Annotated in this window: 16 protein-coding genes and 1 tRNA gene; 3 read left to right on the forward strand and 14 right to left on the reverse strand. The window is 49.8% G+C overall.

Going from position 1 to position 21,982, the window contains the following annotated elements; genetic code table 11:
• Positions 1-1,205: 1,205 nt before the first annotated feature.
• The 14 genes from SH302x_RS07945 to SH302x_RS08010 form a co-directional block, all read right to left on the reverse strand.
• Positions 1,206-1,466 carry a hypothetical protein gene (locus tag SH302x_RS07945; protein ID WP_479368197.1) on the reverse strand — a complete coding sequence of 87 codons (261 nt, stop codon included), beginning with the start codon at positions 1,464-1,466 and terminating at the stop codon, positions 1,206-1,208.
• A 4-nt stretch (positions 1,467-1,470) separates the two neighbouring features.
• A complete protein-coding gene (locus SH302x_RS07950) occupies positions 1,471-2,148 on the reverse strand; it encodes a hypothetical protein (protein WP_479368198.1) in 678 nt (225 codons plus the stop codon).
• A 228-nt stretch (positions 2,149-2,376) separates the two neighbouring features.
• On the reverse strand, positions 2,377-2,946 hold the full coding sequence (locus SH302x_RS07955) for a hypothetical protein (protein WP_479368199.1): 570 nt from the start codon (positions 2,944-2,946) through the stop codon (positions 2,377-2,379).
• Positions 2,943-3,362 (reverse strand): hypothetical protein, encoded by a 420-nt coding sequence (locus tag SH302x_RS07960; protein ID WP_479368200.1) that lies wholly within the window; start codon positions 3,360-3,362, stop codon positions 2,943-2,945. Before SH302x_RS07960 ends, SH302x_RS07955 begins: the two co-directional genes overlap by 4 nt.
• Positions 3,363-3,394: 32 nt before the next feature.
• Positions 3,395-3,805, reverse strand: coding sequence for a hypothetical protein (locus tag SH302x_RS07965; protein ID WP_479368201.1), 411 nt, complete (start codon positions 3,803-3,805; stop codon positions 3,395-3,397).
• 185 nt (positions 3,806-3,990) lie between these two features.
• Positions 3,991-4,899, reverse strand: coding sequence for a hypothetical protein (locus SH302x_RS07970; protein ID WP_479368202.1), 909 nt, complete (start codon positions 4,897-4,899; stop codon positions 3,991-3,993).
• Positions 4,900-5,487: 588 nt separating this feature from the next.
• Positions 5,488-5,856: a hypothetical protein gene (locus SH302x_RS07975; RefSeq protein WP_479368203.1), complete on the reverse strand. Its 369-nt coding sequence runs from the start codon at positions 5,854-5,856 to the stop codon at positions 5,488-5,490.
• An 8-nt stretch (positions 5,857-5,864) separates the two neighbouring features.
• Positions 5,865-10,436 (reverse strand): polymorphic toxin-type HINT domain-containing protein, encoded by a 4,572-nt coding sequence (locus SH302x_RS07980; protein ID WP_479368204.1) that lies wholly within the window; start codon positions 10,434-10,436, stop codon positions 5,865-5,867.
• 56 nt (positions 10,437-10,492) lie between these two features.
• The gene (locus SH302x_RS07985) at positions 10,493-10,843 is read right to left on the reverse strand and encodes a hypothetical protein (protein ID WP_479368205.1); all 351 of its coding nucleotides are present in this window, start codon (positions 10,841-10,843) and stop codon (positions 10,493-10,495) included.
• 548 nt (positions 10,844-11,391) lie between these two features.
• Positions 11,392-12,789, reverse strand: a complete 1,398-nt coding sequence (locus SH302x_RS07990; protein ID WP_479368206.1) for a DUF1501 domain-containing protein — start codon at positions 12,787-12,789, stop codon at positions 11,392-11,394.
• Between the two features lie 61 nt (positions 12,790-12,850).
• Positions 12,851-15,973, reverse strand: a complete 3,123-nt coding sequence (locus SH302x_RS07995) for a PSD1 and planctomycete cytochrome C domain-containing protein (RefSeq protein ID WP_479368207.1) — start codon at positions 15,971-15,973, stop codon at positions 12,851-12,853.
• Between the two features lie 92 nt (positions 15,974-16,065).
• Positions 16,066-17,187: a tRNA guanosine(34) transglycosylase Tgt gene (gene tgt, locus SH302x_RS08000; protein WP_479368208.1), complete on the reverse strand. Its 1,122-nt coding sequence runs from the start codon at positions 17,185-17,187 to the stop codon at positions 16,066-16,068.
• A 71-nt stretch (positions 17,188-17,258) separates the two neighbouring features.
• Positions 17,259-18,593, reverse strand: coding sequence for a tetratricopeptide repeat protein (locus SH302x_RS08005; RefSeq protein ID WP_479368209.1), 1,335 nt, complete (start codon positions 18,591-18,593; stop codon positions 17,259-17,261).
• Between the two features lie 59 nt (positions 18,594-18,652).
• Positions 18,653-18,726 (reverse strand) — tRNA-Thr (locus tag SH302x_RS08010).
• Between the two features lie 176 nt (positions 18,727-18,902).
• Here SH302x_RS08010 and epmB point away from each other — a divergent pair.
• The 3 genes from epmB (at position 18,903) to SH302x_RS08025 (ending at position 21,971) form a co-directional block, all read left to right on the forward strand.
• A complete protein-coding gene (gene epmB / locus SH302x_RS08015) occupies positions 18,903-19,943 on the forward strand; it encodes an EF-P beta-lysylation protein EpmB (RefSeq protein ID WP_479368210.1) in 1,041 nt (346 codons plus the stop codon).
• Positions 19,944-20,136: 193 nt separating this feature from the next.
• Positions 20,137-20,748 carry a hypothetical protein gene (locus tag SH302x_RS08020; RefSeq protein WP_479368211.1) on the forward strand — a complete coding sequence of 204 codons (612 nt, stop codon included), beginning with the start codon at positions 20,137-20,139 and terminating at the stop codon, positions 20,746-20,748.
• Positions 20,749-20,774: 26 nt separating this feature from the next.
• The gene (locus tag SH302x_RS08025) at positions 20,775-21,971 is read left to right on the forward strand and encodes a TadG family pilus assembly protein (protein WP_479368212.1); all 1,197 of its coding nucleotides are present in this window, start codon (positions 20,775-20,777) and stop codon (positions 21,969-21,971) included.
• The last annotated feature ends 11 nt before the right edge of the window (positions 21,972-21,982 follow it).

Raw genomic sequence — 21,982 nt, forward strand, 5'->3', positions numbered from 1 at the left:
CTCGTGGCGTACCCCATCAATTATGAAATCGGGTGTTCGCCCTGCTGACGTAGGTACAATTTCAACCCGTTTTCCTTGCGGCTTTGGGTGAGGAAAAGGTGAGGAAAAGGTGTCAGGAACCGGGTGAGGAAAAGGTGTCAGGAACCGAATCCATCGATTCGACATAAACGGTTCCTGACACCTTTATGCTTTACTTTATGACCTTTATGACCTTTATGTTGCTACCCGATCTTACTTGATCCTGAAAAATTGAAGAGATGGCAGCCGGCGTCTTTTCTTCACGCAAAGGGGCTAGGACGCAAAGGAAAGCGGTTCGGGGGATCTGTCCGGTGTTAGCGCGAGCAATCGAGCGAAGCCTTATGCTTGATTGTATAACGAATTCAGGGAGACCTCGAATAAGAGTCTAGTGGTCGTTGCTCCATTAGATTCGTCGGTCTCTTTCGATTCGTTGGAAATTCAATGGCCGCTTAACTAGCCCCAGCAACTCGCCTATGTCGTGACATAATCCAATCGATTGCTGACGCAGCGATCCGATCACTTCGGTTATACCCCAAGTTCCAGGCTATCGATGCCAACGATCTAGAGTCAAATTTAGGAAATTGCTCCGATAGGCCGCCTAGTGTTGGAGACTGAAAAACGCGGACCGATTGGCGTGGGAACCATTGGTAGATTCGAGTCAGGTCTTTAGCAGCGATCGCAACTTCACATCCATTACCTATCAATCGCGAAGCTAATTGTGAGAATCTTTGGAAGTGAGAAGAACCTGCCCCCCATTCCCAGCAGTATAGAATCCGGGTTTTTCGTTTCATGGAAGCATGATACCAAAAACAAAAATACCTCCAACAAGTTGCTCCAATGATTAGAGCAAAGCCAACGAACGATGCCACGGTTTGGCTAAGCGACATTCGTTGCCAAGAGCGCTTAGGTGGCTTGCTGAAGCATTATTCTCCGAAAGCCGCCTGACCGATTTGGCTGAGCGCAAGCCAAAGTCCATTTACATCGAGTTCTATCTGGAGTCGATTGTGAATCGTCACGCGCCTTGCTGCTTCGATTGCATATTCCCCTACCGCGTCACGATGTGATCATTCAGGAACAAACCGTTGCATCGCATCGGTTCGACGAAAACCTCGTTTCTGGTCCTTGATTTTTGCTTGAACTTAGTTTTTTGCACAGGGCGCGGGCTGACTCACATTCGCGACGACAAATTACCAATCAGATGTAGGTACTAACGAAGCAGCACCTGTTCCTCTGTCAACGTCGTATACGATGACGATCCTACCCAACTCTGGACGCTCACCGGGCACGTACGCCATACACCGTGCCACATCCTTGTCCATGGAAGTTCCAAGAGTCACTCGTTGTTGCTCATCCGTAGGTAGCCGTGCAAATGCATCCGATGATTTGACCATCGCGCGAACAATTCCTTCGATTTCATCCAATGAGAGTCTTTTTGTGTTAGTTGCCATGATTTTAATCCCCGAAAGGTGTAAAGATGCTGTAACTGCCACGTGCATTGTAAATTGCGCTGCGACGCTGCCCAAAGATTTCGAGAATGATGCGATCACCTTCCGATGACATTAGCGAACCAAGTGATGTTTGACCTTGCAGAATTGGGTGCGTATGACCCGATAGACGCCATCCTTGCGATGCCATTTGGCGTGCCCACTGTTCAGTGACAACACCATGGAAGCCTTGCGTACTTCCGCGAATAACCAAACGGCGGCCGCCCAAGGTCAGCATTAAGAACTCATCACCGGTATGAGCAGTCAACGCTGCCAAATCGGTCATACTCACTGATACCTTATGAACTAGCGTCTGACTTCCGAACTCCGAGAGACGATCCAGAAGGCCTTCTTGCCTACTGCTCAAACGTCCGTAACCGTGGAAGATCGCAGCAGGCTTGCCCGTAAGCGGGCTTGCGATCGTTAGTCCACCCTTTGGGGCATCAACAGCGACCTTCGTTGCTTTCCTAGCCTTGAGAGCAGACTCGATGAATGCCTTGCCGCTAAAGGAAAATCGAAATGCTGATTGTAACGCGTCGATCGTATTGATGGTACCGGCAATGTAGACGGGGGGAAAAGGTGTCAACGGGTGGGAAAAGGTGTCAAGAACCGAATCAATCGATGCGACATAAACGGTTTCTGACACCTTTACACTTCACAAGTCGAGCTGTGCTCGTCCAGGCCCTACCGGCATGAAGAGAAGAATGTCCTTTCCACTTTCGTATTTTTCCCCATACTGTACCAAGACGCCGAATTCTCTAAGTTCGGCGGCGAATTGTTCCATTTCCGCTTTGGTCAACGGGTTACTTGGAACTCTGTTTCGAAGACTCATCAATGAGTCACGTAGTACACCACTAATTGGGGCTTGGCTAAATCACTCAGTCATAATGGATCTCCAGTGGGGGCCAAACGACTCCTCGGCAAGCACGCGACTTTCTTTGCCAAAGTACTGTTCGATGCGATCGAGATAGAAGGGATGTTCTGTCTCCTTGAAGTAGTCAAGACTCCGGTTTGCGTCCGAGGTCATGTACATCGGGACATTGTGCAAATGATCTGCTTCGATGTAGACCCTATGGAAGTTGCCCTCCCTATATGCTCCTTGCGCGTACGTTAAACCAACTCGGAGAATCTCGCATAAAGCGTTAAAGTAAGGCATTTTGACTCTCTCCAAGTCTTTAGCGGTTACATCGCCAAGATTCCGAATAATGTTGATGTAGCGATCGGCACGCCACTTCATGATCTCATCGTTTTCAGTTTCGACGTGTTTTGCATACTGTTCAATGCCTTCCAAAAACACTCTCGATGGCAATTCGCTATCAAGTCCCGCAAGCATGAACTTTGCTAGTTCGATCTCATACTCGCCCCGTGGCACATCTTTTCTATGTCCCGCACCGCGGATTCCATCGAAAACATCACCAAAAAGCCGAAGCAATTGCTCGCTCATCTCTTTACGATCCTTACTGGAAGAGCCCAAACTCCATCCCGCAATGCTGCTTGAATGCGAGTCAAACCGCCATATACCCGTAGGACTCCATTTGACAACTCAAGTTCGATCGGATGATCAAACTTCCTCCAGTCCCATTTACCCAGGCTTTCCAGTTTCGATGGGACGAACACTTCATGTCCGCCGGGTATGCCACCAAGATTTGCAAGCTTGTTTATATCCATTGCCTGCGCGTCCGGCCATCTCTTCATGGCCTCTGCAAGACCATCGGCATTCTTTCGAATTGCGTCCGCTGCGTTGCCCGTAAGTCCTCTGCGAACGACCTCGCCATCACGGACGGCAAAGGTGTCGGCAAAGGTGTTCAGAAAGGTGTCAGGAACCGAATCAATCGATTCGACGTAAACGGTTCCTGACACCTTTACTTTTTCTCGGGCAAGACGTTATGAGTCTATGAGTTCATTCGCATAACCTTAATCGAACTGTCTGGCTGAACGGTTATTCTTACGTCGTCGCATGCTCGTTCTACAGGAATCCGCACTTTTGCGGGCATTGAAGAATTTGCAAACGCCATCATCTGGTCAAATCTGGTTTGAGAAAACAGGGTGCTATTAACAACTTCGCTGTTTTCTTTCCTGTGTCGGATCACTCTAAAGCCTTCCTCGAATCGCTTAAACTCAATCGACTCTACGGAATCGCGAAGGTAGCTCGATGCGATTCCCACGAGTAACCGCTTGCCATTTAGGACAACACGTTCTTGTTCCGAAAGTTCAATCCTTGATGAAAGTGCGTGGTTTACGGCTTCTTCATACTCCTCGATAAGCTCTCGATTCGACGAATCATACACATATCCGTCGTCCATAAGCCGTTCTCCGCACGTACCACACGACCAAATTGGGCTTCCGTTACCGATTTCAAAACTACCACAAACATCGATGAGTCCAAGAAGTACAAGGTCTCCAAGCCAGCCAGTCGGATCGCCCTCAACAACCGGGATATAGTCAATGCTCCTACAACTTGCACAAGCGTGTTTAATTGTTTTCTGCATCATAGTCTTCCTCCAGCAGCCAAATACTCATCTTGCCAAGCAGCCAAACGTGTAGTCGCAGAATCAATCTCGATCTTCGTCCCACCATTGGCTTTCAACCAATTCAACACATGTTCTTGAGCGTCCATTTCCAATTTCGCGACAAACTTTCGATCTCCACCCATTCGGTTCCAAGCCCTAGCTCTGTCCAATGCGGACTCAGCAGGGCGTGATTTTGCCCATTCAAGAAACTGGTTGTAGTGCTTGAATTCTTCCAGAAACTCCATTCGGGTTGCGTCAGCTCGAAGAAATACCGTCGGATTACCAGCATCGTCTAAGCCGAACTTTGCAAAAGCCGTTTTTGAACTGCGTGCCAAATTGCTCGGTTCGTTCGGAGCCAACTTGTTTCCTTCATACAAGCGACGGCGAGCAGCCGGAGTTCCCCATTCGATCTTGACGGCCGTGTTCTTTGCCGCGACCAACGGTCCAAAATCTGAAACAAGTCTCACGTCGCCGCGAGGTAGCTTGTCAAGAGCGTTTAGTACGCCCTTTGGCGCAAGATCAGCTAATTGTTTACGTCCGTGGATAACATTCGTGGAGTCCTGTACCAATTCGCGAATCTGTGTCAGCCCGCCGCCTGACGTTATTCGGTCGAGTTTCTCAACACGCTTGATCGTAAGAACATCTGTTATCCTTGTCAATTGATGAGCATACTTGGCCAATCCAGGAACACGTGAAAGCCGCGATAGTACCCTGGCCGGCGCCATCGCTGCGCTAACAACACCTCCTGCACCACCTGCCGGGGACGTGATTGCGGAAAAGACAGAAGCTTGTACAGCCTCAAACAAGACCGATCCCGCTACGTAACCGATCTCTTTAGGGCCGATGCCTTTAATCACATCCGCCAAAACTGAAAGAACAAGAACCATTTCCGGGCTCGCCTGATCAATGATTTTCTCTGCACGCGCAGTTACTGTCTTCGTGGAGCCTCTATCAACTAACGAAGTTGTACCCATCCTCAGAGACAGCGGCACTTCCGCACCCAAAATGGAGAGTAACTCTTGGCTCAAAGATAAAATTCCAGGAGTGGCCTTCGGAATAGCCGTGGCCATTTGAGTCGCTGCAACTCCAAACTCGGCTAGTCTTGTCTGGAAGTAGTAAATGTCGAAGCGTTCGTCACCGTGTACGTCGAAGCAATATCCGATGGATCGGTGACAGTCATACGACACTAGTTGCCAAGAGCGCTTACTTGGCTTGCTGAAGCATTATTCTCCGAAAGCCGCCTGACCGATTTGGCTGAGCGCAAGCCAAAGTCCATTTGCATCGAGTTCTATCTGGAATCGATCGTGAATCGTCACGCGCCTTGCTGCTTCGATTGCATATTTCCCCTACCGCGTCACGATGCGATCATCCAAGAAAAAACCTTTGCACCGCATCGGTTCGACGAAAAACTCGTTTCTGGTTCATGATTTTTGTTTGAACTTAGTATTGCACAGGGCGACAAGGCGCGCGAGTTATCATGCCTTCAACTCTAATCCGTCAATGAACTCCCTAAGGGTGCCGTCTAACTCGAAAATGCCAAAATCGAAATCGTAATAATAGATTTTACCCTCATTGTTAGTGCTGCAACCGATAGCAACAACGTTTCCCCCGAGAATTCCTAAGAACGGAAACACACCAAACTCTGCCAAGTAAGGCTCAAAACGTTCGCTGATCGAATCTAACTCTTCTAGTGGAAAAACTTCGTCAATAACGAGTACATCATCGGGGATTTCACTGGCAAGATGAGCATATCTCGAAACCTTGATCTGTTTTAAAAGAACATCCTTCCTGTTGGAATGGTGCAGGACGGAGCTAATCAAAGACATTGCTAGTTGTTTGTTCATTGTGTTTGTCATAGTTCGGGCGGAGATGGGAAGTCTAATGGATTGTTGGGATTGGCGATATTGTGTTGAATTACAGCACGTCCACCAGTATGTCCCACTCCACCATTTCGTACGGAGTGAACGCTTCTTGGAACCAACATCATTGATTTGCCGTCCTGGTGATGATGCCACACAAATTTCGCGGCGTCGTAGCTGTCCATCCCAGCAACTTTCATTGCTGCTGTAATGTCATCCGACATTTTCCCCGACAGGCCATTCACTCGCACTGTCTTAACTGAATATGGAGTGAAGTCAGGAAAGCCAAATGCATCGAATCGAACTGGCCCGCCCAAAGTCTGACGAGTGACGCCCGCCAAATCAGAATTGATGATCTTGCGACCGTTTACACTTTTCGCGGCGTTTGCTTGTAATCGTTTGATAATTAATTTATCAAGATCTTGCAAGTGTCGAGCAAGATTCTCATTTGTAATCGCGCGTTTTTCCAACTTATCTACTAGGAATTTTCTAGCAGTGTCGGCTGCGGACGAAAAGTCATTAGTTTCAGACCAAGTCTTAATGAACAGTTGCTCTGCTTCTCTACAGGCTGCGCCAACGTTGTGAACCCAAACGCCAGCTTCACCCACAAAGTACGTGTGATCATCAGTTACTGAGAAGTTGTAGGTGGTAAAGTTTTCACCTTCTTCAGCCTCCTTGATCTCGATCGATTCAATTTGAGCCGCTTGGTGATCTACTGACACCAAGGAATCGCCGACTTCAAGTTCTTTAGCTGCAACGAATTTTCCACGATTGGACACGTAGAATGGGTGCTCACCGGTGCACGCCAATGACTCACTGGCCGATGTGTTTCGGTATCGAACCGTGTACAGCTTAGTTGGATTCGTGACAAACAGCTTGGTTACAGCTTTGAACCGATTCTCAGAGCTTGGTTCGTACTCATCCCTGCTCAGTACTTCATCACCGATGGCGACATCTTCAATGTTCTTCAATCCGAAGCGAGTATGAACCTTCGTGCCAGCGACAAAACATAATCGATAATTGAATCCCATGAACTGGACCGCACGAGACAATGTAAGGACTGCGGTATCCAAAGCTCCATACAACTGATTGACTGCGGGAAGTCCCAACACCTTTTCAAGTCGAGCGGCCAGTTTTGCCCGAATTGCACCAGTTGCGCCTTGCTTTAACGCGTATACGAGAGCGGCGTCTGAAACGACTTCCCATAGAATTACGCCCGCGATACGTCCTGATAAAGCAGCTACCTTCTCTGCGGGCAGATTCTTGAACTGCTCATACTTCTCTACCACCTCGAGGACTAACTTCATTGAAACGCCGCTAAGCGTGTCCAACAGAAATTGAGTTTCATCCGAAATGCCCCTTTGCCAGAAGCTAATCGAATTTTGGACTAACATGCTATTCATATCACCGCGTAGCAGTGCCCTGTAGCCACGTAAATCGTCGTACTCTAAAAGTTCTTTAAGACGATTCAAATCACGGAGAACTATTTCAAGGCTACGGGATATATTGGCAATGCTTTCTCGATTCTCCTCGATAAAGCTCGAAACAGCTTTGCCCGTTTCCAAACCCATTCTGGCCATCTCTTGTGATGCAGCAAGTGGATTCAGGTATTTGACCACTGTCATACTTCCTGAAACAACACCTTTTCCTATCGCATAAATGTTTGTCGCGTCTCCAACTATCCCATCGACAAAGAAGCCATATGCGGTGTTTTTCAAAAAGGTAGTAGTTAAACCGATCGAAGTAGTTTGCTGAGCGTCCGCAAGAGGATTTGGATTCCCCAATACGATATTTGATCTCTGATTTAATTTGGTCTTGTCGATAACGATAATTGCTATGTCCAACGACGTTTTATGATTCGGAACTTGAACCGTAAGTCCTCGGGCAGACAGAGGCAAAGATTCTGGCATGGGCTCGACGTCGGATATGTTGGACAAAGAATTTCCACTCAAAGAGTCAGTCGAACTAAGCACCGCGGAATGATCAACTGGATTGATGTCTGGTCTATCGTTGACCGGTGCGCGCGAAATGCTTCCCAACAGGCTGAATAGCTCGCCAACTCTAGAAGACATGAATGAAAGAATCTTGCCTATCTCTCGTGCACTACTGTTAAATCCGTTGGTGATCGGCGCTGAGCTGAAGTTACCAGCATCGGACGCTTGGTTCGGAATACTGGGGTCAGTCAGCTCGAACAGCTCATAATCCATGTAATAGCCAGCATGGATGTCGTAGCTCCACTGGATGTTGTCAGCGGTTGCTTTCAAGTCGAAGAAACCGCTGGGCAGAGCTAGCTCGGTAAGCTGAGCAAGGGATACATCCGATGGGGCTGGGGAATTGATGCCATAGTCCCAGATGCCCGTGTTGTAATAGCCATAACCGTACAAGAGATTGTTGTAGTACAAGCCGTTTCCGAAATGCCCCCACGCTCCCCAGTTCCAAGACAAGTACATGGTAGAGGCCGTCGGATTGGGTAGCGCTGAGATCTGCGAATGGAAATCCGCTAGCGAAGCGTTCGTCACCGTGTAGACCGAAGCAATACCCGATGGATCGGTGACATAAGGCAAATCGGACTTGTAGCTACCATGGTTGACTTGCTGGTCGATGAGTTGCGCTTGGGCATGAACCGAATTGTGGGTAGACTGAGCTAGCGACGAGTTGTGGCTAGCAGAGCTATTGACGTGCGAAATCTTCGAAGCGGCATCTTCATTGGTATGTAAAATTTCCCAAGCGGCGTGGGAGATTGCCTTGTCGATGTCCAGTGTCTTCCGAGCATTGCTGGTTGCCGTCACCAAGTCCGCTTGGGCTTCGTACTGCAAGGCATCGTACAGTGCCCACGGTGAAGGTGAGGACGAATGAAGGCTGGCTGCTGCGGTTGCGAAACTATCCGCTTCGTATTGCTTGAAGAAAGCGTCGATGTTGGCCCAGTCGGTGATTGACTGCGCATAAGCGTTGGATTCAGTATTCCAGTAGGTTTGCTCGGCTGTGGTCTTGTAGTTGGCTAACGCAGCTTCTGCAGAAATACGATTGAGAGTTGCAGACCGGTTGGTGGTCCCATCAGAGCGTAGTCGAGTGGCCTGCTGTGTCCCTTCAGCCTGATACCAGGAACTCTCAGCCGCATTCGTTGCGTCTTTCAGGTCGTTTGCGGCCGTTTGAAGGCTGGTGGTTCGTTGGGAAGAACTCTTATTGTCGACGTAGGTCTTTTCAGCCGCAGCGACTGCTTTGTCGTGAGCATTCTGGGCGGCGGCAATCGCGTCTGCGTAGATCTTGCCAGGATTGCCCAAGCTTTGGAAGTAGCTGTCCGTCGACGCTGCTAGATGAAACGTCTGATTGTAGGCACCATTGGCGATTGCAATGGAGTATTGTTCTTGACGGTTAGCGATCTCATGTTCGCGAGCTACGTAGGCGACCATCAAGGTGTTGGTATAGGCCGTTTCGGCTGCGTTACGATAGTTTGCTAATGCAATATATTCACTTGATGCCGATTGCCACCAAGTTTTCCGTGCTTGAGCCGCCTGCACCAGATACTGAGACCAAGGAAGGTTCAGATCATCATGGATAGATTGATGAGCGGCGACACGGGCATTCTCCTGTGCGTTCCAGAAAGTAACATCGGCAGTGGCCAGCGAGGATCGCTGGCTATTGCGTGCGATGGTCTCATTAACCCAAAAAGTGCTTTCCGCGTTGGCGATATTTGTATCACGAGACTTGGCAGAAGCGGCCACCGCGACAGCTTGAGATTTGATGGCTAAAGCGAGTTCTTGTTGATAAGTTCTATTGGCCGTCGCGTTGGCCAACGTGTAAGCCACACGGTTGGTAGACTCAGCCTCTTCCCAAGCCTTACGTGCATCCGCGATGGCTACGGTACGATCGTGAGCGCCTTCAGCAAGCCCGTTGTCACGATCCTTTACCTTCTGCTGCAGCGTCGAGGAACTGGTTTCGCCATAGGTTCCTAACTGGTACGCCAACTGGACCTCGGCGTGTTTAACGGCGTTCGCTTTCTCGGCTCCCGAAGTACCAATTTCGTAAGCCTTTTTGTTCTCGGCCGCATTTAACCGACGATCATTTTCGCTGACCAGCAGCGCAGTACCACGATTGGTTTCTTTCGTAGAAGTTGTAGTTGCCAAGTCTCTGGCTTGATCGGCCGCAACTTTTTGATGAGTTTCGATTTGTAATGCCGTGGCGTTGTTGCGAACCTGCCGCGCAAGCTCTACATTGTAAGCCAACCAGCCATCGGCTGTTGCCTTTTGCGTTGCGTAAACGACGTAAGCAGTGCTTATATCATCAAGCCAATCCGCCTTGGAAGAATAATAGGCCGTATCAAAGCTAGTGTTGGCGTTGGAAAGACTAACCAACGCTTGCTGTTTGTGATAAAGAATCTCGGCGGTCGCGACGAGACCGGCACGGTTAACCAAAGCGCTTTGTTCGAGATTGACCCGATTGACCATTGCGGCTGATTCACCGACCACTTGCAATCGATTGGCAGATGCCAAATCATAAGTCAGTTGGTATAGGACGGAAAAGGTGTTAGGAACCGAATCAAATTCGACATAAACGGTTCCTGACACCTTTACACTGTTACACCTATTTTTACTTGAATCTATTTTTGGACAGGGCGTGGCGCCTATCTGCTGCGTTCGTTTACTTTTCCCTCCAACAAATTATGCAGTTCGCACAATCTTGCTAAGTGGCCATCATAAAGCTCAGGATTAGGCGAATCTTCTTTTTTCATCGCCTGCACCTCTAACCAATAGAGATCGAACGCCCTTGCAAAGGCGGTTATCATGTCTTCAGAAAAATTTTCTTTCATATCTATAAAATACAACTTGGAATCTACGGCTAGCTTCAATTCACTTTTAACTCGTTCTTCAGGTTCCGTCTTTCCAAGTTTACTGAGTACCCCTTGAGCCATCGCACAAAAACCGCCCCCCGATACATCCCAATCGCTATTTGATAAAATAATTGTTCCAGCCATCTACATTCCTTATAGCCCTAAGTTTCCGCGAAGATCAATGATTCGACGGCGTTCAATGTCACTCAAGCCGTTGATAAGGTTTTTCAATTGCGATAGTTGAAAACTGTTGAGACCCGAAGAATCCACAACAGCAATATCGTTCTTGACTCCGTCTACGTGTCGTTTTAGGGAGCGAAGCAAATTCCCATTGTTTAGCTGCTGTTCAAAGTATGTGGGATTTGTCGTCCAGTGATCGTAAGACCGCCCCCAGCGATCCAATCTGCCGCATCAGACGGGTCGCGAGTAAGTCTTCGGCCAAGCAGCATGGAAAAGGTGTCAGGAACCGAATCAATCGATTCGACATAAACGGTTCCTGACACCTTTACTTCACTGACGGAGCAGAATGTCCATTCAAAAGCATCTGAACTGCATCTCTCTTAAATTCTCTGTGAACTGTCTTCGTACATTTGACGTCTGCTTCGCGCTCTTTGCGCTCATCCTGAAGGTCTCCTTGACCGTTCATTCTAAGCCCTGAGTGCGCCCAGAAAACCGGTACCACCTCTGAGTTGCTACGTCAGGATATCTTGGACAACATTTCCATGAACGTCCGTCAGACGATAGTCGCGGCCTTGAAAGCGGAACGTAAGTCGCTTATGGTCGAACCCTAACAGATGCAAGATGGTGGCATGTAGGTCGTGAACATGAACCGGTTGCTCGGTCACATTAAAGCCCAACTCGTCGGTCGCACCATATGTCAAGCCTGGCTTAACACCGCCTCCCGCCATCCAAATCGTAAAGGAGTTGGGATGATGGTCACGCCCATCATTTCCACCTTGCACCATGGGTGTTCTTCCAAACTCACCGCCCCAAATAACCAGCGTGTCATCCAGCATCCCTTGTTGTTTCAGGTCCTGTACCAAAGCCGCGCACGCTTGATCAGTCTCTTCGCAGTTGCTCTTTATGTCTTTGGTCAAACCGCCGTGTTGATCCCAGGACTCGTGAAACAACTGGACAAAGCGAACCCCTTGCTGGACAAGTCGCCTTGCCAACAGGCAGTTGTTGGCAAACGAACTTGCACCGGGCTTAGCACCATACATGTCTAGAATTTGCTGAGGCTCATTGTCAATCGCCATCACCTGCGGCGCGCTAGCTTGCATGCGAAACGCCATTTCGTACGATTCGATACGAGTCGCAATCTCAGGATCTCCCACAACATCCAAGCGGCTTTTATTCATTTGATTCACAGCATCTAAAGTTTGACGCTGCATCAAAGTATCGATGCCTTGGGGATTCGACAAATACAAAACCGGATCGCCTGAGCTTCGGAATTCAACGCCCGAGTGAACTGTCGGTAAGAAGCCACTACTCCAATTGCCAGAGCCAGCGCTAGGCCCTTTCTTTCCACTGTTCAATACAATGTAAGCTGGCAGGTCTTTCGACTCGCTGCCCAATCCATAGGTAACCCAGGCTCCCATGCTTGGACGGCCGAACTGCTGCGAACCAGTACTCATCATCAACTGTGCGGGAGCGTGATTGAAAGCATCGGTTTTCATCGACCGCACAATACAGATATCATCAACTACCTTTGCAAGGTGTGGCAACAGCTCGGAAATCTCTGCTGCTGATTCTCCATGTTTAGCAAACTTATACTTTGGCCCCAATAGTTTGGAGTTCGGATTGATGAAAGCAGCTCGATAGCCTTGCAGGAGGTCTGCTGGGGGAAGTGTGCCATCCAGTTTAGCCAACGTCGGCTTGTAGTCGAACATTTCGAATTGGCTTGGTCCGCCTCCCATAAACAACAAGATCACATTCTTGGCCTTGGCGGGCAGAGGAGGAGTCTTCGCAGCCAACGGGTCTAGGGCCGGCTCGGCAGCCGTCGCTTGCTCCGCCGCCATGGTTGCCAGCGCGAGGTGCCCTAGGCCAAAGCCACATTGCTGCACAAACCATCGTCGATTGATCGGAGTCATGGGAATATTTGTTCTTTCAATAACTTAAAACTCAGTTGAACCCAAGCCAGCGACTGCTGTCTTACTCTCTGCAAATCGTCTCGTCCAAATTCAAAATCGCACGGCATGCAACGATCCATGGAGCAATGGTTTTGCTGCTTAGTCCAGTAAGTTGCAAGCACTGCGCATCATCTAAACCAACCAGGTCCTCTGCTGGAAACTCGCCTGCCTGAATCCTTGTTCGTTGTTGATCGAGTAGGTTTTTTAAAATGAGCAGCTCATGCGGCTCTAAGGATCTAGCCGTGCACAGGCGAAATGCATACTGCAGTCGCTGCTCATCTTCGCCATCACAATCACGTAGCACGCGAGTAGCCATCGCACGAGCAAATTCAAGGAACTGAGTTTCATTCAGCATGACCAGCGCTTGCAATGGTGTATTGCTGCGTTCACGCCGCACGCAGGCTGAATCACCTTTGGGTGCGTCAAAGACTTGAAAAGTGGGATAGAGTACGGATCGATAGCGATGGACATAGATGCTACGGCGATATTGCGACGGATCATTCTTCCAGTCCCAAATCTTGGGGCCATAGCTCGCCGGTGGCTCAAACAGGAACGCGGGTGCCGGCGGATACACGCTTGGGCCGCCGATGTCGCGATTCATCAAACCGCTGGCTGTTAAAGCAATGTCACGTACCACCTCCGCATCGACGCGAAATCGCGGGCCTCTGGCTAACCAGATATTGCTTGGATCAAGCTCGGCCAGCTCCTCCGAAATGACTGAGCTTTGCCGATAGGTTTGCGACATCACGATCAGCTTGTGAATATGCTTCAAACTCCAATTGCTGTCCATCAGTTCCACCGCTAGCCAGTCCAATAAAGCAGGATGGGAGGGTGGAGGAGATTGGAAGCCGAAATCTTCAGGCGTGGTCACTAGTCCACGGCCAAAATAAGTTTGCCAGATACGATTTACGACGACGCGGGCCGTGGTCGGTGATTGCCGGTCAACCAACCACTTGGCAAAACGCAAACGCTCTGGCTCTTGTGAGACCGGTATTTGATGCAGAAACGCTGTCGCGCCGGGCCGGACCTCTGGCCCCTGACTTAGGAAGTCGCCTCTCAGCATTACAAAGGTGTTGCGAGGCGTCTCCAACTGAGCGACAGCCAACTGGCTATACGGTTCGGGGTAATCATTCCAAAGTTTTTCAATCGCCGCGTGTACGCTCTGGAAACGTTCCTGCTGACTTATCCAGTAGTGCAACAATATTCGATCTTTGTGACTATCGATCAGAACCGAACGATATGCATTTTCTACTCGGCTAGGTATCTGTGGCTTGGCTTCTGCATCGTCCGCTGTCACCGAAAGTCGGTAACAACCAATTAAGTAGTTTTGATTGTCGTCCGAATTCCAGCCACCGTGATTCATCTGCAACGAGCATGTCAGCCTAATCCCGCCTCCAATTTCCAAGGGAACTTCAGGAATAAAGACGGCATGGCAATCTTCATTGCGGCGTCCAGGGCCAAGGTCCGTGGTCCAAGCTGTTTTGCCATTGCCGTCGATTGCATAGTCTATGGGGCCAGTGACGCGATCATCGCTGGCCGTGTCCTTCTTTCGAAAACACGGTTGCAAAGTACGCTCAGGAGCCGCCACGTCGGAATAAGCTCGCACAAATTTGATCTGCGTGACCTTGCCGGGCTCATCAAGCGGCGTGACAGACGCTGTAAATTCCGTCAAAGCTCCCGTGCCATAGATCGATCGGCCAGGACCTCCGTGCGGTAACTGCGGGTGTTTCAGTGCGTCCAAGCGAATCGCGGTGATACGATCGCCTGGTAACGTGCCAGACTTGATTTCAAAAGGCAGACTGACTGTGGTTTGCGTAGGAGCGTAGCTTTCACTAAGCACAGCGCCGTCTTCCAGCAAACGAAACTTTTGACCATCAAAGGGTAAATCTGTCGGGGTAATTGTTGTCCATGTCGGCAATTTAGCCATTTTATCACGGTACCAAGCCGAAGCTTCTGTCTGCCAATCCGGATAGGACGCTTTTAAATCCCCAGCGATCTTTTGAAACTGTTCGTCAATAGTTGCGATCTGCTGGAGTTGTGCGGGCGTATGCACCGTCACTATGGCTTCGTGAAAATCATTCAGTGCGGCGAACATCTGATAGTATTCGGTGTGCGTCAGCGGATCGTATTTGTGGGTGTGGCACTGAGCGCACTGTGTTGTAATACCGAGGATCGATTTTCCAATAGCATCCACGCGATCAAACATTCCTTCCACACGGAACTGCTCTGGGTCTGCCCCACCCTCTTCATTCACCATCGAATTGCGTAAAAATCCAGTCGCGATGGTATCGGATTGAGAAGCGTTTGGCAGTAAATCTCCAGCAATTTGTTTGATGATAAACTGGTCGTAGGGCATGTCTTGATTCAGCGCATCAATTACCCAATCACGGTAAAACCAGACGTCTCTCGGTTTGTCTTTCTCGTAACCATCGCTATCGGCATATCGAGCGGCATCCAACCACCAGCGTCCCCATCGTTCGCCATAGTGCGGCGATTTCAACAATCGATCCACAGCTTCGGCATAGGCATTCTCCGAGGTGTCAGCAAGGTAATCGTCGATCTCCCGTGGCGAAGGTGGCAAGCCTAGGATATCCAAATAGATTCTTCGCAACTGAGTCACTTTGGTTGCGGCTGGCGAGGGAGCTAATCCCTGTTTCACCATCGCTTGCAAGACAAAAGCATCAATGGCTGAGTTCTTCCAGGCGGCTAACCCCGGTGCAACGTCGTGTTCTGGAACTTCTGGTCGCTGCGGGGGCTCAAATGCCCAGTGTCCGCTGTAGGGCGAACCTGCAGCCAACCATTTCTCAATTAAAGCCAACTGCGCAGGTTGCAATTGTTTCTCACTGCCTGCGGGGGGCATCTTCAAATCCGGGTCGTCCGAAGTAATGCGTTCCCATAGTAGACTTGATTTCCAATCTTCTTCACGGATAGCTCCCGCGGCCACCGCATCGTCACGGCGATCTAACCGCAATTCCGCCTCACGCGAGCTTTCATCGGGACCATGGCATAAAAAACAGTTGTCGCTCAAAATGGGGCGTATGTCGCGACTGAAATCAATCGTAGACTCTTCGCCTAAGCCGCTGTTTGCCGCGAAGGACATCAACGGAAAAACAGCAACGATGAGAAAAACTCGATAGCTGAACATAAGACACTCAAGAACGCGGTGGGAAGGCAGGAAGCATTATTATAACCTGCCCACGTTCCTCGTACTACCAAGCCCACGCTAAACGTTCCAAATCAGTCGGCGGCTTGGCGCAAATGCCGTTCTCGAAACTCGCTTAGAAAATCGAGGAATCGATTTTGTTCAAGGGCTTGGCGGGCAGCTTTCATCAACGTCTGGTAATACGTGATGTTATGCAGCGACAAAAGAATAGGGCCCAGCATCTCTTTGGTTTGAAACAGATGCCGCAGGTAAGCTCTGCTGTACTTGCAAGCAACGCACGGGCATGATTCGTCCAGCGGTCGCGGATCGTCTTGGTATTTGGCGTTTCGGATTTTGACTTGTCCGTGCGACGTAAAAGCCATTGCATTGCGACCATTGCGAGTTGGCATCACGCAGTCAAACATGTCGACCCCCAGCGCGATCGCTTCCAACATGTCATGTGGCGTGCCGACGCCCATCAAATAACGAGGCTTATCTGTCGGTAAGGCGGGGCAAGTCGTGCCAAGGATGCGCAGCATCTCTTCTTGCGGTTCACCTACACTGAGACCGCCAATCGCATAACCATCAAAACCGATCTGAATGAGATGTTCCGCGGACCAAACCCGCATCTGGCTGTCGAGTCCGCCTTGCACAATGCCGAACAAACATTGATCAGTCCGCTTCGATGCCGTCTTACAACGTTCAGCCCATCGGATACTGCGTTGGCATGCATCCCAAATGACCGCTGGCTCATTAGGTAACGCCACCACATGATCTAGGATCATTGCAATATCGCTGCCGAGATTTTCCTGAATCGCGATCGCGGTTTCAGGAGCTAATCGCACCATGCTTCCGTCAATATGGGATTTGAAGATCGCTTCCTGCTCGGTAACCTTCGTAATGTCGTTCAGGGAAAAGATTTGGAAGCCACCTGAATCGGTCAAGATCGGGCGTGACCACCGCATGAATTGATGCAGTCCACCCAAGGCCGCGATACGTTCCGAGGTTGGACGCAAATGCAAATGGTAAGTATTGCCCAGTAGGATTTCCGCTCCTGTCTGCTTAATCTGCTCGGGCAGCAACCCTTTGACGGTGGCTTGTGTGCCCACTGGCATGAAGGCTGGTGTATTGACGACTCCATGCGTCAACGTCAGCGCCCCTCTGCGTGCAGCGGTTGCGGTGTCCTGGCACTGGATTTGGAAGTTGTTGGACATCATGGCAATAAAAAACGGCGAGGAAGCTTTGCGTTTCCATCGCCGTCATTTTGTTTTCGTTTTTAATACACGGATCAGTCACCACGCAACTTCAGGCCAAGGCCGGTCAGCTTCTCACGAACTTCATTTAGACTGGTCACGCCAAAGTTCTTGCATTCGAGCAAATCATCGCCCGTCTTGCGAACGAGTTCACCGATGCTGGACAACTGCAAACGAACCATACACTTGCGAGCTCGCACCGAAAGGTTCAAATCCGAAATTGGTCGTTCTAGAAGAGCCTGTTGGTCTTCGGTCAGACCGGAGATATCCAATGGTGGTTCTGTTTCTCGCTTATCGTTGGCAAACTGACCCAAAGACAATCCGCGACTGGTCAACATATCGCGAATTTCAACCAAGGACGTTTCACCAAAGTTTTTGCTGGAAAGCAACATCTGCTCGGTGGTTCGAGTCAGGTCACCCAGCGTACGAATTCCCATCTTCTGCAAGCAGTTGCGGGCACGTACCGACAATTCAAAATCACTTACTGGAGTATTCAACAGTTGGCTTAAACGTTCGTTACGCTTAGCCATATCTTCATCGAACAGCACGTTACCGCCTGCAGCGGCATCCTTGGCGTAAAGTTTGGCTCGTGCATGATCTGGTTCGACTTCCAGAACACGACGGTAGCAAGCCGCAGCTTTGTTGTACTCGTTGCGATCCTCGTAAATCGTTCCAAGGTTAATCAATGTGCCGACATGAGCGGGCATGACCGACGCTGAACGTTGGTAAAGATCGAACGCTTCTTCATCTAATCCGATACGGTCATACATCAATGCCAAACCGAATAAAGCACCGGCGTGTCGTGCATTGACCTGAATTGCGCGTTGAAACAACTTCATCACTTCATCGCGATTTCCACCCGTCGCCGCGACGGTAGCTCCGCGCTGATACAGATACTCAGCGGTTTGTTCTACGGGGCCAAAAATATTGTCCAGCAACCGCATAGCAGTTTCCAAATCACCTTGATACCGTTTGGCCTCTGCAATGGCGATATTGCAAACTTCCGGAGTGTAGCCCGATTTCTCGGCCGCTTCGAAATAGCTGATCGCCTTATCCAGTTCGCCGCGCTGCAGATACACTTTGCCGAGATAATACTGTGCAAGTGCTCCGCCATCGCCTTGTTTCAGCGACGATTCCGCTTCCGAGAACTTCCCGACCAGCACTTGGCACACGCCCAGTCGTGTCAGTGTTGCCGGTGAAGGATTTTCGTTAGCCTGTAATTCATTGACGGCATCTCGCAACAAGGCGAATTGCGTCATATCGTCAGCTATGGCGTTCGCAATCCGTTCAACATCTTGCGGTCCAAAGCTTTGGTTCGAAAGTACAATTTCACGTAAGTCGATACCCATATCGGCGTGAGCCATAACCATTCGCTAATCCCCAAAATACCAGCGATTTGTTGCGCAAAAATGCGATCAAAAAAGGAAAGAGCCAGCAGTGGGAGTCGAACCCACAACCCCCGCATTACGAATGCGGTGCTCTGCCAATTGAAGCTATGCTGGCTGCAAACTATTTGCAGTGTAGGCATGAAAATTGCCACAAGCTGAGAAAAGATAACTTCTCGGTGGCATTTTCGTCAAGGGGTTTGCTGGCTACCGAGGGGTTCAAAAGTTGTCCTAAATAGGTTAAGACAACGGCTTTGGTCGTCTCAACCGCTAAATTCCTACCAGACCGTCTTTATGCTCAGCCCCACTCCAATCGATCCTAGCCAGCGATCCTGGAGGTCTGAGCTTCGGCAAGCGATCCGACAACCGCGGGTTCTGGGCGAATTTTTGCGGTTGCCCGAGGCGATGATTGTACAAGCGGAATCGCTGGCCGATAAAGGCTTCCCTTTCCTTGTTCCCTGGCATTTTGCTCGTCGAATGCAGCCGGGCAACATTCTCGACCCGCTACTGCTGCAGGTATGGCCCGGCGAGTTCCGCTCCCAATCGCCGAACTTGCAGGCCGATTCCGCTTCGCTTCGCGAGGATTATTCACCCGACCCAGTAGGTGATCAAGATGCCGTAGTGGCCAATGGTTTACTACATAAGTACCGCGGGCGCGTACTGCTGGTTACGACAGGCGCATGTGCCGTCCATTGTCGTTACTGTTTCCGACAAAATTTTGATTATGGCGAAGTCCCCCATCGTTTGGAGGACTGGCAGCCTGCACTGGACTATATCAGCACGGACGCTTCGATCCACGAAGTCATCTTGTCCGGCGGCGACCCATTGTCGATTGTCGACTCGGTTTTGAGCAGATTGATTGAATCGCTTGAATCGATCTCGCACGTCAAGCGGCTCCGTATTCACACGCGTCTACCTATCGTTCTACCTTCCCGAATCGACGACGAATTCGAAGCTTGGTTTTCCTCCAACCGCTTTTCCCGTTGGCTAGTGGTGCATTCCAACCACGCACGCGAGTTGGATTCGGATGTACAGGAGGCAGTGCTACGTCTACGATCGATGAATTGCACGGTTTTGAATCAAAGTGTGTTGCTGCGAGGAATTAACGATACCGTCCAAGCTCAACAAGAGCTTTGTGAGCAACTGATCGACATGGGTATTCTCCCTTACTATATGCACCAGTTGGACCAAGTTACAGGGGCTCAGCGGTTTGAAGTTAGCGAGTCTACCGGCTTGCAAATTATCGATGAATTACGAAAACGCCTGCCGGGTTTTGCAGTCCCCAAATACGTTCGCGAAATTGCCGGCCAGCCCCACAAGACACCGGTGGAATAGCGGTTGGTCTTATCCATTCGAGCAAATTATCTGCTAATGAACTCGATTCGAGCGAATGGCTTGCTTCAAATTCCACCATGCTTCAATTTTTTGAATACTTGTTTTGCCCGCTTAGGTTTCTTGACCTAGTTTTGAGATGCGGTTGATACGGACTTTAGTCTCTCCGCTCCTGCAAAGTCTTTTCGAGGTCACAATGAAGCACAGCATTGCTATGGTCTTAAATCTCTTGCTGGCTATTTCTGCCAGGGCTGTTGAATCGCCCATTGTTCGTGTGGAGGAAAAGTGGGAACTGACTATCAATGCTCCCGACGAACAAATTGATGCACCGCAAATCACTACTTGTATGATGCCGTTTGGAGAGTACAGCGACGTACTTTTGCAATTGGATATCAATCATGCAACAGCGCCAAGCTTCTCACCCGGCGGCCTGCAAGTTCGATACGCGTATAACGACGAAGATGTCGAACAGTATCGAATTCTTCCTGGTGAAAAGCTGAAGTATGCCAGCGAAACGATCCAATGGACACAGGTCGTTCAAAAGTTATCGGGAGGTTTTGCATTCGGAATTGTACAAGGCGATAGTCAGACGTGGGGCAGCTTTGGGGGCAACGAAACGTACGTGCCTGTCAGTATCGAGGAATACAGCGATCTCAGCTTGTATGATCACCTCGTTTCGATCGAAAACTCGCAGGTCACGTTTGCGGGAAACCGTGTTGCTTCTTTGACGTTGAAGTCCGTTCGCCTGACACGTGCTGATGGGCAAGTTTCGGATGCTGACGTGAATATAAACATCAATGCGAATTAATGCCGAGTGCAATGGGAGAAACAATCATGACTAGTTGCCGCATATTGCAAAACCAGCAGTTGAAACACCATCAAGTCGCTTGGACTTTTGCCAGCTTGCGCCGAAGACGAGGAGCTGCATTGATCCTTGCTTCCATCTTGATGTTCAGTCTGTTTGGTTTCTTGGCCTTCAGTATCGACACAGGATATTTGGCGGGCGCGCGTGCTGAAATGCGTCGCACTGCCGATGCGGCAGCCCTTGCTGGCGGTTGGGAAATCTACGACCAACTGGATGCAGGCAATGAACTTTCCGGTCATATGGATGCTGTGTACGCTGCGGCAAGTGCCATGGCGGCTCAGAATGTCGTCTGCAACGCGTCGCCTTTCGTCGATCCGGCGATTGGCAGCGATGACATCCAAGTGGGATATTTGAGTCATCCGTCTTCGAAAGCGATCAGTAGTGACAGTTCGCTGCCTTACTTTGCAGTTCGAGTGGAAGTGGCGCGCACTCTGACAAAGAACGGCGAAATACCATTTTTCTTCGGCAGGATCTTTGGCAACAGTGGTCGCCCCATGACGACTTCCGCAACGGCTGTGATGGCCAAGCAGATCAGCGGATTTGAACTTCCAGATGGGAGCAGCCAAGCCCTAGAACTACTGCCATTCGCTCTGGACCAAGACACTTGGATTGACATGAAGAACGGTATAAATGTCGCTGACGAATATACCTATGACCAAGAAACGGGACGCATCCTCAATGTTCCCGATGGAATTCTAGAAGTCAATCTTTACCCGCAAGGGACCGGTTCACCAGGCAACCGAGGGACTGTCGACATTGGGGGCAGCAACAATAGTACAAACGATATTGCGAGGCAGATTATCCACGGCATCTCGGCAGCGGATCTAGCTGCTTTGGGCAAGCCGCTCGTCTTGCAGGATGGTTCCATGACACTCAACGGTGATACCGGTATCAGTGCAGGAGTTAAGGATGAATTAGCGAGCATCATCGGGCAAAAGAGAATCATCCCTATCTTCTCTACCGTGTCAGGCAACGGAAACAACGCTACCTACACCATTTCGAAATGGGTCGGTGTGCGTATCTTGGAAGTCAAGCTGACAGGGAAAATGTCAGGCAAGAAACTCATCGTCCAACCTGCTCCGATTGTGACGCAGCATGGCATCCCAACAACTGACAATAGTGAATTTAGCGATTTCGTGCTAACCCCCGTCCATCTTGCTCAATAAATACATGAAGT

The organism is Njordella calcicola (genome assembly GCF_056494125.1).

Bases quoted from the DNA above. Each gene is read 5' to 3' on its own strand.
- SH302x_RS07945 (WP_479368197.1), bottom strand. From the start codon at position 1,466: ATGGCAACTAACACAAAAAGACTCTCATTGGATGAAATCGAAGGAATT.
- SH302x_RS07955 (WP_479368199.1), bottom strand. From the start codon at position 2,946: ATGAGCGAGCAATTGCTTCGGCTTTTTGGTGATGTTTTCGATGGAATC.
- SH302x_RS07965 (WP_479368201.1), bottom strand. From the start codon at position 3,805: ATGGACGACGGATATGTGTATGATTCGTCGAATCGAGAGCTTATCGAG.
- SH302x_RS07970 (WP_479368202.1), bottom strand. From the start codon at position 4,899: ATGGTTCTTGTTCTTTCAGTTTTGGCGGATGTGATTAAAGGCATCGGC.
- SH302x_RS07975 (WP_479368203.1), bottom strand. From the start codon at position 5,856: ATGAACAAACAACTAGCAATGTCTTTGATTAGCTCCGTCCTGCACCAT.
- SH302x_RS07985 (WP_479368205.1), bottom strand. From the start codon at position 10,843: ATGGCTGGAACAATTATTTTATCAAATAGCGATTGGGATGTATCGGGG.
- SH302x_RS07990 (WP_479368206.1), bottom strand. From the start codon at position 12,789: ATGACTCCGATCAATCGACGATGGTTTGTGCAGCAATGTGGCTTTGGC.
- SH302x_RS07995 (WP_479368207.1), bottom strand. From the start codon at position 15,973: ATGTTCAGCTATCGAGTTTTTCTCATCGTTGCTGTTTTTCCGTTGATG.
- tgt (WP_479368208.1), bottom strand. From the start codon at position 17,187: ATGATGTCCAACAACTTCCAAATCCAGTGCCAGGACACCGCAACCGCT.
- SH302x_RS08005 (WP_479368209.1), bottom strand. From the start codon at position 18,593: ATGGTTATGGCTCACGCCGATATGGGTATCGACTTACGTGAAATTGTA.
- epmB (WP_479368210.1), top strand. From the start codon at position 18,903: ATGCTCAGCCCCACTCCAATCGATCCTAGCCAGCGATCCTGGAGGTCT.
- SH302x_RS08020 (WP_479368211.1), top strand. From the start codon at position 20,137: ATGAAGCACAGCATTGCTATGGTCTTAAATCTCTTGCTGGCTATTTCT.
- SH302x_RS08025 (WP_479368212.1), top strand. From the start codon at position 20,775: ATGACTAGTTGCCGCATATTGCAAAACCAGCAGTTGAAACACCATCAA.